Raw genomic sequence first — 12,191 nt, 5'->3', positions numbered from 1 at the left:
CCCTAAAGGGCTTTTTTTGCTCTTTAGTACCGAACTGTGGGAAAGATTCTCCTACTACGGCATGCGGGCCGTGCTCGTGCTTTATCTGACTGACATGACTGCCAACGGCGGAATGGGCTGGACCCAAGCCGATGCCCTCAAGCTGTACGGCATCTATACCGGTCTGGTCTACATCACCCCGATCATCGGCGGCTGGCTGGCAGATACCTTCCTCGGCCAACGCCGCGCCATCCTGTTTGGTGCCGTGCTGATGGCCGCCGGCCAGTTCACGCTGGCCCTGCCCCACGCCATGTTCCCGGACATGGTCAACACAGTGTTCTATTCAGGTCTTGGCTTGTTGATCGTGGGTAACGGTCTGTTCAAACCGAACATCTCCACCATGGTGGGTGATCTGTATCAGGAAGGTGACCACCGTCGTGACGGTGCCTTCACCATCTTCTACATGGGCATCAACCTGGGCTCCCTGCTGGCCGGCGTGATCTGTGGCGCAGCCGCCACCGCCTACGGCTGGCAAGCCGCCTTCGTCAGCGCCGGTATCGGCATGCTGCTCTCTCTGGTAGTACAGGCCACCATGGCCCAGCGTTTCCTCGGTGATATCGGCCGCGTGCCGGCCGCCCAGCGCGCCGCCGAGCAGCGCTCCAAAGAGCAGAAAGCCCCGCTGACCAAGCAGGAAGTGGATCGCATCAAGGTCATCCTGGTGCTGGGTCTGTTCACCATCATCTTCTGGGCCGGCTTCGAGCAGGCTGGCGGTCTGATGAACCTGTACGCACAGGAGTATACCGACCGCATGATCGGTAGCTTCGAAGTACCAACCGCCTGGTTCCAGTCCCTGAACCCCTTCTTCATCATCACCCTGGCTCCCATCGTGGCCGCCATCTGGATCAAGCTCGGCAAGAAAGAGCCGAACTCCCCGGTGAAGTTCGCCATGGGTTTGCTGTTCCTGGCCATCGGCTTCCTGTTCATGATCGGTGCCGTGCTGGAGCAAGGTGGTGATCAGGCCGTCAAGACCTCCATGTTCTGGCTGGTCGGCGCCTACCTGTTCCACACCCTGGGCGAGCTCTGCCTCTCCCCGATCGGCCTCTCCATGGTGACCAAGCTGGCTCCGCTGCGCCTGGCCTCCCTGATGATGGGCGCCTGGTTCGGCTTCGTGGCTCTCGCCAACTATGCCGCCGGCTTTATCGGCTCCTTCGTCGGCGAGTCCGGTGCCATGGCCATCTTCGGTGGCATCGCGCTGGCAGCCGTCATCAGCGCCCTGATCCTGCTGACCATGGCCAACCGCCTGGTCTACTGGATGCACGGTGCCGAAGGCCCGGCCAAAGAGCCGCAGGAACACGACAAGAAGCTGCAATCTGCCGCCGTCTAAGCGGTCAAGATTGTAAGCAACAAAGAGGGCACCCATGGGCGCCCTCTTTGTATGTGGCCGTCTGACAAGGCCTCAATGATGTCGAACCTGCACATGCAGGGCACTGCCGCTATCACTGCGAAACTGCAGGTCAAACGGCTCATGCCAACTGCGTCTGTGCAAGGCATAGTGACTGGTGCGCAGCAGGCCGAGCGGCAGCCCTCCGGAGCGTACCAGCCAATGGGGCGAGGTCAGCCCGGCATTGGCAAAGACCAGCCCGTCCTCTTGATCAAACAGCAGTGCTGCCATGGCAAACGAGTGGCGCAGGCCGGATTCGATCAGCTGCAGATTGAGGTAATCGAGCAGCCGATGGGGTTGAGTCAGCAACAGGCTCTCGCCGCGCTGAAACTGGCGATAGGGCCCGTTCATCAGGGAGCGCACCAAGGCCCCGCAAAACGCCGCATCCACCCCGAGCACCGGCAGCTCCATCACCAGCACCAGCAGCTTGTCATCCACCTTGAAGGTATCGGGAATGAACAGGTTGCCCATCCCCTTGAAGGTCACCTGCCAGGGCCCCCACTCCTGCAGACCGGGTGGCTTCAGCCAGGCCAGCAACCGGGTGGCCGCCTTGTCGTGCTCGCGGAAAAAATCCATGTGATCCATCAACTCCAGCTGCTGCCCATAGCCGTGGTTGGCCGCCAGGCACTGCTCTATGCTGCGGCGCACCTGACCGAAGTCCGAGATGGGCTTGAGCAGAAAGTCGCGGGCGCCGGCACGCAGCGCCCGCTCGACTGCCTCCATCTTGCTCTGGGCCGAGATGACGATGACAGGGATATGGGGATAGCGGGCAGAGAGACAGGCGATGACCTCATGGCCATCCATGTTGGGCATGTTCAGGTCGCACAAGACAACATCGGGGTGGTAAAGCGCGGCGGCGGAGAGAGCTTCAATACCGTCTTCTGCCTGGTAAACGCAGGCACCATCGTGCTCGAGATAATTTACCAAAGAGTGGCGAAAAACGACCTCGTCTTCCACCACCAGGATCCGTAATCCGGCTTTTGACATCTTGATAAAGCTCTTATTAGTCAACCAGTTATTTAGCTTCAAGCCTAGACCATAACCGACTGCACTGACCAATCGGATGATAGAATAATCTCCATTAAAGCTATGCCAGATAGCTATTTAGACCGTCAACTGTTTGAAATCAAGCAGGTAATGATGTCGCTCGAAAACCCGCCTTGTCCTGCTGGCATCGCTTCGGCCCAGCAAGAGGGATATAGGGAGACAATCACTCCCCCTGTCTCGCGCGGGCAGAGATCGGCTGCGCCCCGCCCTGCTGCATCTCCCCCTAGCCACCATCAATTGTATGCAGCCCCGCCATGGGGGATAATGCCCCTCAATTTCGTCGATGAAGCATGCCATGACCCCAGCCGAATACAGCGCCCTCGCCCACCCCAGATTGTCCCACCCTGCCCGCAGCCTCTATACCCTGCAGTTGCGTCGGCTGGTGCTGGAAAATCAGCTGGCCAGGCTCAACTATCCGGAGCTTGGGCGGGCGCTGGCGGTGGTCGACCCGGGCGATCCCAGCGGCTTCTCCTTTCAAGTCAATGCCCGCCAGCTGACCGAACTGTTTGACGAGCTGATGGAAGCCGGCCTGTTGCAGGTCGAGAGCCAGACCGAGAGTGAGCACTACCATCAGTGCCCGTTCCAGCTGCCGCTGCTGACCCAGCGGATACGCAGCCCCCTGCCGGAGCGCCCCTTCCAGATGCACCTGCAGTGGCGCCCGGATGAAGAGTTGCCCGCCCTCGCCCGTTTGTGCGGTGTGATCGATGCCAGCTACAGCGAAGAGGATCTCGGCGAGTTCATCGCCTACTGGCTGGGACGGCCCGAGGTGTTCGACTCCCAGCACCAGTGGATGCTCAAGTTCATTCGCGCCCTCAAGACCCGCCGTTACGCTCGCCGCCAGCCGATGAGCGTGACCGGCTATCAGCAAGTCACCCCGGAGCCGGTGGAGGCGGGCCCGAGCAAGCGGGCGCAAGAGATGATCGAAGAGGCCAAGCGGCTGGCCGTGCAGCGCCAGGAGCCGGATAATGATTGAAGAAGGCCCCTGCCAACAGGCAAAATCAGACCCCAGTCCCCACCCAGACCGAGCAGAAGGAGCACTCCATGACTGATCCGCACGATCCCCTGCGCCAGGAGCTGGAAGAGATCGAGGCCAAACGCCGGAAGATCGCCAAGGCCAAGCAGGAGCAACGGATGCACGACCCCGAATTAAGCCGCCATGTCAGCGGCCTGCTCGAGCGCATTCGTCGCCTGCAGGCCCAGACCGGTGGTAGCCAGTACGACTATGAAACCCTGCGCAAGGAGTACGACGCCAAGGCCAACGCCGAGGTTCGCGAACTGCAGAAGGTGGCGCGCCAGGAGCGGATCCAGAAGCTGATCGCCCAGGCCGACCTCAACCCGGACTGGGTGTTCGAGCGCATGGATGCCGGCGACCCCGCGCTGCAATACCCCATCGAGACGGCCCGTTACTTCATCAGCGGTTTCGAACACTGGGAGAAGAGCGGCGGTGGCTGCATGCTGATCTATGGCGACTACGGCACCGGCAAGTCGACCCTGGCCGGCGCGGTGGCGCACGAGCTGATCGAACGCCACCAGAAGTCGGTGATCTTCCAGCAGTGGGCCTCCATCGTTGATCGGCTGTTCTTCAACGTCATCCAGGATCAGGAGGAGCGCAACCAGTACCGGCGCGCCCTGGAAGAGGTGGACCTGCTGATCATCGACGAGGTGGCGGCCAATCGCGCCAAGATGGCGGAGAGCCAGTCCAGCTTCCTCGGCCACCTGCTGCGCCGTCGCCGCAACCTCTCAAAAAGCGTCATCCTCATCACCAACCACAGCCCCCAGAGCCTGCATCAGGCCATCGGCAACTTCAGCTTCGAGGCGATCAAGGCGTTCAACCCGGTGGATATCCACCTGAGTGGCCCCAGCCGTCGTCCCAATATCGGCCACTACAACGGCTGATGCTGCGTGAGCCGGGTGTCTCCGGCTCACCGTTTTCTCTCCTGTCAGACAAATAAAAACAACTCTCATTTACAACATCTCTTCCGCCCTCTAGGCTAGCCCTTTCACTCAAGGGAGCCGCACCATGCCAACCACACTCATCTTCGGAGCCAGCCGCGGGCTGGGCCGCGCTTTCACCGAGCAAGCGCTGCAACTTGGCCACAGGGTCGTCGCCCTAGTGCGCCATGCCGACATGGCCGCCGAACTTCAATCGCTGGACGTTGACGTCGTCAGCGGCGATGCCCTAGACCCGCAGGCGGTAGCAGCCGCCTGCCGGCTGGCAGGTGACGGGGCGCAGGCCATTTCCACTCTCGGCAGCTTTCGCCAGGTTGAGCCCGTCGATTATCTGGGCAACCGCCAGGTGATCGACGAGATGGAGCGGGCCGGGCTCAAGCGCCTGCTGCTGGTCACCTCCCTCGGTTGCGGCGACAGCTGGCAATATCTGCCCGAGCGGGCGCGGGCGGCCTTCGGGCACGAGGTCAGATTAAAAAGTCTAGCGGAGAGCTGGTTGCAGACCAGCACGCTGGCGTGGACCATACTGCGCCCGGCCGGCCTGCAGGATGGCATCGCAACCGGTGCGGCCGTGCTGAGCCAAGGCAAGGAGATGCACGGTCTGGTGCGCCGGGCCGACGTCGCCGCCTGCGGGCTGCGTCTGCTGACCGACGAGGCGGCAGCAGGCCAGATCTACGCCATCGGCGACCCAAGCCTCAGCCGGGCATGAGCCAGCGCCATAGCAAAACGGTCAGCCCAGGGGCTGACCGTTTTACTTTCGGGGCCCCCCTAACCGGCGGAGGGCTCGCTCACAGCATCCCGCGCCGGCGCGGCCGGACGAACCGTTCGCCTCTGGGATTGGCGCCAACCCAGCAGCAGGCACGCCAGGGCGCCATACAGCAGCGCCAGCCCCCACAACTGCCACCAGTAACGAGCAACCTGCTCAAACCCCGCCCCCATCTGATTGAGACGCAAAAAACCCTCGATGGCCGGGGTGCTCGGCACCCATTGGGCCAGCCAGTTGAGCGGCGCCGGAATGAGTTCCAGCGGCCAGATGAAGCCGGCCAGAAAGACCAGCGGCAGGGAGGAGACAAGCACCACCTGGGTCGGCAGATCGCGCCGGGTAAAGAGGGCCCCCAGCGCGACGCCAAACCAGGTCGTGGCCAGCAGGAACGGCAGGGTGAACAGCCAGAGTGCGGCCGGCTCGGCGGTACGCGCGATATCGTAGTGATCGAAGCAGAAGCCGAAGAAGTAGCTCACCGGCAGCACGAACAGCCCCCCCACCACCAGAGTTCGGGCCAGCAGCTGTGGCAGGACGGGCGCATCCTGCCAATAGCCTGACTCGCCGCGCTGGCTGCGCTGGTTCTGGGTCGCCCCCAGAATGCCGGTGCCCATCAGCAGCACCTGATGCAGGATCAGCACGAACACCGCCGGCACCACGTAGTTCACATAGCCCATGGTCGGATTGAACACCGGCAACACGTTGAGCGCAACCGCATTCCAGCCCATGGCCGCCTGCGGCAGCGCCTCGCCGTGACTCAGCAGCCTGGCCACCTTGACCTGGGCGGCCAGGGTGCCGCCCGCCTGGGCCAGCCCCTCGGCGATGGTGCCGTAAACCAGGAAGTAGGAAGCATCGCCGGCATAGCTCAGGGTCACGCTCTTGCCCAGCATCAGATCCCGATAGAAGTGATTGGGGATGTGCAGGATCCCGCTCGCCTCACCGGCCATCATCCGCTGGCGAGCCTCATCCAGCGAGCTGGCCCGGGCCGCCAGTTTTACCTGCGGCGTCGCATCGGCCATGAACTCCAGCTGACGGGAGAGCTGGCTGCCATCCTCGTTGACCACCACCACAGCCTCTTCCCGCGGCAGCTGGTGCAGATAGGGCTGCGGGTAGAGGAAGGAGTAGAAGAAGACGCCGCCAAACAGGGTGAGCATGATGGCCCTGTCCGCCAGCAGGGTGCGCAGCTCGAGGCGCAGCAGATCCCGGAATCCCATCATGGCTTGAGTTCCTCTTGTGGCTGGGTCGCGCTCGCCTGTGCCCGGTAACGGCGCACGACCAGCAGCAGGGGCAGCAGAAACAGCAGCAGGGCACCGAACTGGGGCAGCGCTGCCGCCAGCGGTTGACCGTAGTTGGTCTGGCCTATCTGCAGCTCGACATAGTGAGAGATGGGAAGCAGGCTGCGCCAGAACTGGGCGAAATCCCCCATGGCACTGACCGGAAAGGTGACGCCCATGAAGGCGAACCCCGGCGCCGTGTAGGCCCCCGCCAGCGACAGGGCGCGGGCCGGATCCCGGATGACGGCGTAGAAGAAGGCTCCCATGCTGACGCAGGCGGCCGAGGCGAGCCCCAACCCCACCGTCAGCACCAGCCAGCTGCCGTGCATGGGATAGGCAAAGCCCTTGAACAGCAGCAGCGTCCAGAGTAGCCCCCAGCCCCAGCCGATCAGCACGTGGGGCAGCAGGGTTCGCCAGAGCCCGAACCAGACCCCTTTGGTGGTCCAGTCCAGTCCCAGCCGATCGGTGCGGGCCAGCGCATTGAGTCCGTAGAGCACCACCAGGATCTGCCACACCGCGGGCAGGATGGCGCTCAGCAGAAACTGGGCGTAACTGGCATTGAGGTTGTAAAGCGCCGTCACCTGACTGTTGATGGGCACTGCCTGGCCGAGCGCCCCGGGCAGCGCCTTGCCGTCGGCCATCGCCGTCAGCACGCCGACCTGGCCGTTGAGGGTTCCCACCACCTGGGCCAGCGCCGAGTTGACCAGCTTGGCGATCAGGATGAACTGGCCGTTGTTGAACACGGTCACCCGCGGCTGGGTACCCTGCCTGGCATCCCGCTCGAGATGATCGGGCAGCACGACCAGGGCGTAGATGTCGCCTCCCCGCAGGGCGTTGGCCCCTTCAGCGATGGAGTCGAACTGTCGCGCGACCTTGAGCCCGGCGGAGGCATCCAGCGAATAGGCCAGCTGGCGCGACAGCACGCTCTGATCCAGATCCACCAGGCCGACCTTGAGATCCCGCGCCAACCCGGCAGAGAAGATCCAGCAGAGGATCCCCATCAGCAGCAGGGGCAACCAGCTGGCCAGCGCCCGGCCGAACGGATCCTGCCACAACAACCGCCATTCGCGTCCCATCAGAGCTCAACCAGCACGCTCATGCCGACCCGCAGCCCCTCGACCGGCTGCAGCGGGCGCGCCTCCACCTGGAAGCTCTTCATGTCGAAGCCCTGGCGGGTGTCGGTGGCACGCCAGGTGGCGAAATCCCCCATCACAGCCACATGGGTCACCTTGAAACGCACAGTCTGCTCGCCAAGACCGGGAATGCGGGCATCGAACTCGGTGCCCAGCGCAAAGCGGGGCAGCAGATCTTCGCGCACGTGGAACTGGGCCCAGGCATCGCTCATGTCGAGCAGAGTCACCACGGGGAAACCCTGCGGGGCCAGCTCGCCGCTACGCAGCAGCACCTGGGAGACTTCACCCGTATGGGGGCTATTGATGCGGGTGTCGGCCAGGTAGGCCTCCACTTCCGCCACCGAACCTGCCGCCATCTTGGCCTGCTCACGGGCCGCGATCTTGGTCTCTTCCCGCGCCCCTTCCAGGGTCATCTGATACTGCTGCCAGGCCATGCCTTCGCTGTACTTGGCCGCCTGCCAGGCGGTCCAGGCCTCATCGCGCTTTTGCAGCGGCATCACGCCATCCCGGTGCAAGCTGGCGATGCGCTCATAGGTCTTGCCGCGCAGCAAGGCGGCCGCCTTGGCCTTTTGCCACTGATCCTTGGCTGCGGCGATCTGTTGGGCGCGCGCCCCCTTCTCGGCCTCTTCGGCCATCGCGCCGGCCGCGGCCTGACCCGCCTTGGCCTGGCTCAGTTTGGCTTCGATCTCGGGGCTTGCCAGGGTGAACACCAGCTGATCCTTGGCCAGCTGATCCCCCTTCTTCACCAACACCTCGTCGATGCGACCCGCAACCTTGGAGGAAACGGAGTACTGCTGCGCCTCGATCTGACCCTGCAGACGTACCGGCTCGGGCTGATAGGCCAACCAGAAACGCCAGCCCAGCCAGATGACCAGCAGCACCAGCGTCAATGGCAGCAGCAGCGGCTTGCCCTGGCTCATCTTCTTCTTGATGGGGGGATGACTCATGAATTCACCTCGGCAAACGGGCGACCCTTGGCGGTCGAAACAGACATGAAAATGGGAGCGGAGCGAGTCGCGATCATGAGTTCACCTCGATCACCTGCCCGCGTTGATACTGGTTGAAACTGTTCATCTGCCCGGAGAGGGCCAGCAGACGCGCCAGCGAGACGACATATTGATAAGCGGCAGCGGCGCGCTGGGTCTTGACCCCGGCCAGCTGGTTGCGGGCATCCACCACATCGAGGGAAGTGGAGAGCCCCTGCCCGAACGCCTTGTCCCGCAGCAGCACGTTCTCCTCGGCCAGCGCCTGAGTGGAAGAGAGCGACTGGAACTCCTCCAGCCCCTGCGCCGCCTCACGCCAGGTCTTCTCGACCAGCAGCTCCAGATCCTGGCGGGTCTTGGCTTGCAACAGATTGACCTGCAGCTCGGCGCTCTTGGCCGCCTGTACCGTCTCGGAGCGGCCGTCACGGCTCACCAGCGGCATGCTGACACCCACCCCGACCAGCCAGTCCGGGGTGGTCTTGGAGACAATGGAGTCATCTTCGTAGAGGTTGTAGTTGCCGAACAGGAACAGCTCTGGGGCGTACTTGCCCTTCTCCAGCTTGATCATCCCCTGTGCCTGCTCCTTCTTGGCTGCCAGCAGCTTGAGACCGGGGTGCACTGCCAGCGTCTCCTGCACAAAGTCAGCGAGCTCGGGCATCTGCTGATTGATGAAGAGCTGGGTATTGGGTTCCGCCTGCTTGAGCTTGAGCATATGACCGAGGGCCAGCTGGGCAATCTCCAGGCTGCGACGCGCCTTCTGGGTATCGATACGGGCCCGGTCATAGGCCGATTGGGCGGAGAGGCGCTCAACCCGGGCGATCTGGCCCTGGGCTTCCAGCTTCTTGGCATGCTCCAGATGGTGAGCCAGCCCCTGTTCGATCTCCTGCTTGGTCTGCACCACCTGCCCTGCCAGCACCACCCCGAAATAGGCCTGGGAGAGGCTCTCGAAGGTGGACTGCTGCTTGAGCACCAGCAACTGCTGCGCCTCGCTCACCTGGGCCTGGCGAATGTCCTGCGCCGCATCGATGCGGCCACCGGTAAACAGCGGCCAGAGCATCTTGACCGAGCTGGTCACCACGTTCTGCTTGGTCAGCGGTGTGACAAAATCATCCGGACTGAGGTGAAACTTCTGCATGAGGGGAGCCAATATCTGACCCAGCTCGGGATGGCTGGCGATGGGGTTGAGGTCCATCATGTCCAGCTCCATCGGCTGATCAAGATGGGTGTAGCTGGCCCCCACATCCACCTTGGGCAGATACATGGCCTTGGCGGCTTCGCGCAGCTGTTGCGCCCGCTCCACCCCGGCCTGTTCCGCAGCCAGTCCGTCATCCTGTTGAATGACCCGGCTCCAGGCTTCGCTGAAACTGACCGTCTGAGCCTGGGCCGAGCCCAGCATGGTGCCAAGCAGACACGGGTAGAGAGATTTGATGAACCTTGCCGTCATACGTCCCCAATCTGTTTGTAATGAATTTGTTTGGAGTCTTTGCTCGATACAAGCTCGCTATCATAACGCAAACCCGTCCGGGATGGGGACAGGCAAATCATGGCCCCCCTCATCCAATTGGCCCTGCCGCTTTGCTCCGACAATCTGTCCGATTTTCAAGCACTCCTGATTTTGCAAGCATTGGCGCGACGTTTTTTTCAGAAAAAGATGGCTGACGCTCAAATACTAACCTTTTCTCCTGACTAAAAAATGCGTAATATACGCCGCCCTAAGCCGATGGTAACCGTGGAATGCAGATAGGTCCCCACACGCTTGAAACTCCCCTGATCGTGGCTCCCATGGCCGGTGTAACAGACCGACCATTCCGTGAACTTTGTTTGCGGCTGGGTGCCGGCATGGCCGTTTCCGAGATGCTGCTGGCCAACCCGGATGTCTGGGATACCCAGAAAACCCGGATGAGAATGGATCACTCTGCTGAAGGGGGCTTGCGATCGGTCCAGATTGCCGGAGCCGACCCCGAGATGATGGCGTTTGCCGCCCGCTACAACGTGGAGCAGGGCGCTCAGATCGTCGACATCAACATGGGATGTCCGGCAAAAAAAGTGAATAAGAAGCTGGCAGGTTCCGCCCTGTTGCGCCAACCAGACCTGGTCAGATCCATCTGCCGGGCCGTGGTGGACGCAGTGGACGTGCCTGTCACCTTGAAGATCCGCACAGGATGGGATCCGGATAACCGCAATGGCGAGGAGATCGCCCGAATCGCCGAAGATTGCGGTATCGCGGCCCTCGCCGTGCATGGTCGTACCCGTGCCTGCCTCTACAAGGGCGAAGCGGAGTACGACACTATCAGGGCGATTAAGCAGGCCGTATCGATTCCTGTTGTCGCCAATGGCGACATAGACAGCCCGGAGAAGGCCCGGTATGTCCTCGACTATACCGGTGTTGATGCCGTGATGATCGGCCGTGCTGCGCAAGGACGACCCTGGATTTTCCGGGAAATCCGTCATTTTCTTGAGACGGGCACCAAGCTGCCACCTCCCGACAGGGAAGAGGTTCGCACCCTGATGAACGAGCATGTCACCAATCTGCACCAGTTTTATGGTGCATATCTGGGAGCGCGCATTGCCCGTAAACATGTGGGCTGGTATCTGGATGAAGAAGAGACGGGCCGAGAATTCCGTAAGCACTTCAATGCCCTGGATTGTGCAGATGCACAACTCGAGGCACTCGAAGCGTATTTCGATGGATTAGGTTAACGCATAACTAAAGAGCCGACCGAATATGTTCGAACAAACCCTGACTTCTGATGCATTGGTAACAACTACTCACAATCACGCTGCCGAGCCGACCCAGCGCCCCCTGCGTGACTCTGTGCAACAGGCCCTGCGTAACTACCTGGCCCAGTTGAACGGTCAGGAAGTGATTGATCTGTACGATATGGTTCTCTCCGAAGTCGAAGCTCCCATGCTGGACGTGATCATGCAGTACACCCGTGGCAACCAGACTCGCGCTGCCGTGATGATGGGGATCAACCGCGGTACTCTGCGCAAGAAACTCAAGCGCTACGGCATGAACTAAGCCATAACAGCTAAGTAACTGAAAACAAAAGCACTTTCATTTAACTGGAAGTGCTTTTTTAGTTTTGAACCCACACTTGAACCCACATTTGCCGTACTAAGCCGAGCTGCTCAGAAATGAAATACCTCATTGATGACAGAGTCACACTGCGTATTCTGGTGCAGTTGAACGATCATGGCCCCTGTGAATCACGAAGTAACGAATGTCGACGTTGCCTCCCATTGAATGGAGCTAAGGAAAGTGCGAAAAAGTCCTTGATGTGAGATCATGAACCCCACTTGGCATCAGGGATGAGGTTCAGCATGAGTCACCAGCTCACCTTCGCGGACTGCGAGTTCAATGGCAAACGCCGTAAAACCCGTAAAGAGATATTCTTGGCTCGCATGGAGGCTGTGCTCCCATGGCCAAGGATGCTGGGGGTCATCGAACCCGTCTATCCCAAAGCTGGTAACGGGCGTCGTCCCTACCCACTCGATACCATGCTCCGCATTCACTGTATGCAGCAGTGGTACAACCTCAGCGACGGCGCCATGGAGGACGCACTCTACGAAATTGCCTCAATGCGTCTGTTTGCCAAACTCTCCCTGGACCAGGCTATCCCTGAC

At 61.5% G+C, this 12,191-nt stretch carries 12 protein-coding genes; 7 read left to right on the top strand and 5 right to left on the bottom strand.

Features of this window, described 5'->3' with window-relative positions; genetic code table 11:
• Positions 1-1,363: peptide MFS transporter (locus CAK78_RS02775; RefSeq protein WP_254924694.1), on the top strand; the 1,363-nt coding region annotated here is incomplete at its 5' end.
• A gap of 72 nt (positions 1,364-1,435) precedes the next feature.
• On the opposite strand, the gene CAK78_RS02770 is transcribed toward CAK78_RS02775, so the two are convergent.
• Positions 1,436-2,407 (bottom strand): response regulator, encoded by a 972-nt coding sequence (locus tag CAK78_RS02770; protein ID WP_094696296.1) that lies wholly within the window; start codon positions 2,405-2,407, stop codon positions 1,436-1,438.
• A gap of 355 nt (positions 2,408-2,762) precedes the next feature.
• Here CAK78_RS02770 and CAK78_RS02765 point away from each other — a divergent pair, with 355 nt between their 5' ends.
• The 3 genes from CAK78_RS02765 to CAK78_RS02755 all read left to right on the top strand — a co-directional run bounded on the left by CAK78_RS02765 (position 2,763) and on the right by CAK78_RS02755 (position 5,123).
• The gene (locus tag CAK78_RS02765) at positions 2,763-3,440 is read left to right on the top strand and encodes a DnaT-like ssDNA-binding domain-containing protein (protein ID WP_094696295.1); all 678 of its coding nucleotides are present in this window, start codon (positions 2,763-2,765) and stop codon (positions 3,438-3,440) included.
• 68 nt (positions 3,441-3,508) lie between these two features.
• A complete protein-coding gene (locus CAK78_RS02760) occupies positions 3,509-4,363 on the top strand; it encodes a DnaA ATPase domain-containing protein (RefSeq protein ID WP_094696297.1) in 855 nt (284 codons plus the stop codon).
• Between the two features lie 124 nt (positions 4,364-4,487).
• Positions 4,488-5,123, top strand: a complete 636-nt coding sequence (locus CAK78_RS02755; RefSeq protein ID WP_094696294.1) for an SDR family oxidoreductase — start codon at positions 4,488-4,490, stop codon at positions 5,121-5,123.
• 59 nt (positions 5,124-5,182) lie between these two features.
• Here the strand turns inward: CAK78_RS02755 and CAK78_RS02750 are convergent, their stop codons facing one another.
• The 4 genes from CAK78_RS02750 to CAK78_RS02735 form a co-directional block, all read right to left on the bottom strand.
• Positions 5,183-6,391, bottom strand: coding sequence for an ABC transporter permease (locus tag CAK78_RS02750; protein WP_094696293.1), 1,209 nt, complete (start codon positions 6,389-6,391; stop codon positions 5,183-5,185).
• A complete protein-coding gene (locus tag CAK78_RS02745; RefSeq protein WP_094696292.1) occupies positions 6,388-7,524 on the bottom strand; it encodes an ABC transporter permease in 1,137 nt (378 codons plus the stop codon). The genes CAK78_RS02750 and CAK78_RS02745 overlap by 4 nt, the downstream gene beginning before the upstream one ends.
• Positions 7,524-8,528 carry an HlyD family secretion protein gene (locus CAK78_RS02740; RefSeq protein WP_094696291.1) on the bottom strand — a complete coding sequence of 335 codons (1,005 nt, stop codon included), beginning with the start codon at positions 8,526-8,528 and terminating at the stop codon, positions 7,524-7,526. The genes CAK78_RS02745 and CAK78_RS02740 overlap by 1 nt, the downstream gene beginning before the upstream one ends.
• 73 nt (positions 8,529-8,601) lie before the next feature.
• On the bottom strand, positions 8,602-10,008 hold the full coding sequence (locus CAK78_RS02735) for a TolC family protein (protein ID WP_254924692.1): 1,407 nt from the start codon (positions 10,006-10,008) through the stop codon (positions 8,602-8,604).
• Between the two features lie 290 nt (positions 10,009-10,298).
• On the opposite strand from CAK78_RS02735, the gene dusB reads away from it, so the two are divergent.
• From dusB to CAK78_RS02720, 3 genes are all read left to right on the top strand, one after another.
• Entirely contained in the window at positions 10,299-11,264 is a 966-nt protein-coding gene (gene dusB, locus CAK78_RS02730) for a tRNA dihydrouridine synthase DusB (RefSeq protein ID WP_005309541.1), read from the top strand.
• Positions 11,265-11,289: 25 nt separating this feature from the next.
• Positions 11,290-11,586 (top strand): DNA-binding transcriptional regulator Fis, encoded by a 297-nt coding sequence (gene fis / locus CAK78_RS02725; protein ID WP_005309538.1) that lies wholly within the window; start codon positions 11,290-11,292, stop codon positions 11,584-11,586.
• Between the two features lie 302 nt (positions 11,587-11,888).
• Positions 11,889-12,191: transposase (locus CAK78_RS02720; RefSeq protein WP_141214098.1), on the top strand; the 303-nt coding region annotated here is incomplete at its 3' end.

The sequence above is a fragment of the Aeromonas sp. A35_P genome (assembly GCF_002259925.1).
GTDB classification, from domain to species: domain Bacteria; phylum Pseudomonadota; class Gammaproteobacteria; order Enterobacterales; family Aeromonadaceae; genus Aeromonas; species Aeromonas dhakensis.
This window is presented reverse-complemented; position numbering and strand designations above follow the sequence as displayed.

What these genes read in the sequence shown, in the direction of transcription:
- CAK78_RS02770 (WP_094696296.1), bottom strand. Translation starts at nt 2,407, where the DNA reads ATGTCAAAAGCCGGATTACGGATCCTGGTGGTGGAAGACGAGGTCGTT.
- CAK78_RS02765 (WP_094696295.1), top strand. Translation starts at nt 2,763, where the DNA reads ATGACCCCAGCCGAATACAGCGCCCTCGCCCACCCCAGATTGTCCCAC.
- CAK78_RS02760 (WP_094696297.1), top strand. Translation starts at nt 3,509, where the DNA reads ATGACTGATCCGCACGATCCCCTGCGCCAGGAGCTGGAAGAGATCGAG.
- CAK78_RS02755 (WP_094696294.1), top strand. Translation starts at nt 4,488, where the DNA reads ATGCCAACCACACTCATCTTCGGAGCCAGCCGCGGGCTGGGCCGCGCT.
- CAK78_RS02750 (WP_094696293.1), bottom strand. Translation starts at nt 6,391, where the DNA reads ATGATGGGATTCCGGGATCTGCTGCGCCTCGAGCTGCGCACCCTGCTG.
- CAK78_RS02745 (WP_094696292.1), bottom strand. Translation starts at nt 7,524, where the DNA reads ATGGGACGCGAATGGCGGTTGTTGTGGCAGGATCCGTTCGGCCGGGCG.
- CAK78_RS02740 (WP_094696291.1), bottom strand. Translation starts at nt 8,528, where the DNA reads ATGAGTCATCCCCCCATCAAGAAGAAGATGAGCCAGGGCAAGCCGCTG.
- CAK78_RS02735 (WP_254924692.1), bottom strand. Translation starts at nt 10,008, where the DNA reads ATGACGGCAAGGTTCATCAAATCTCTCTACCCGTGTCTGCTTGGCACC.
- dusB (WP_005309541.1), top strand. Translation starts at nt 10,299, where the DNA reads ATGCAGATAGGTCCCCACACGCTTGAAACTCCCCTGATCGTGGCTCCC.
- fis (WP_005309538.1), top strand. Translation starts at nt 11,290, where the DNA reads ATGTTCGAACAAACCCTGACTTCTGATGCATTGGTAACAACTACTCAC.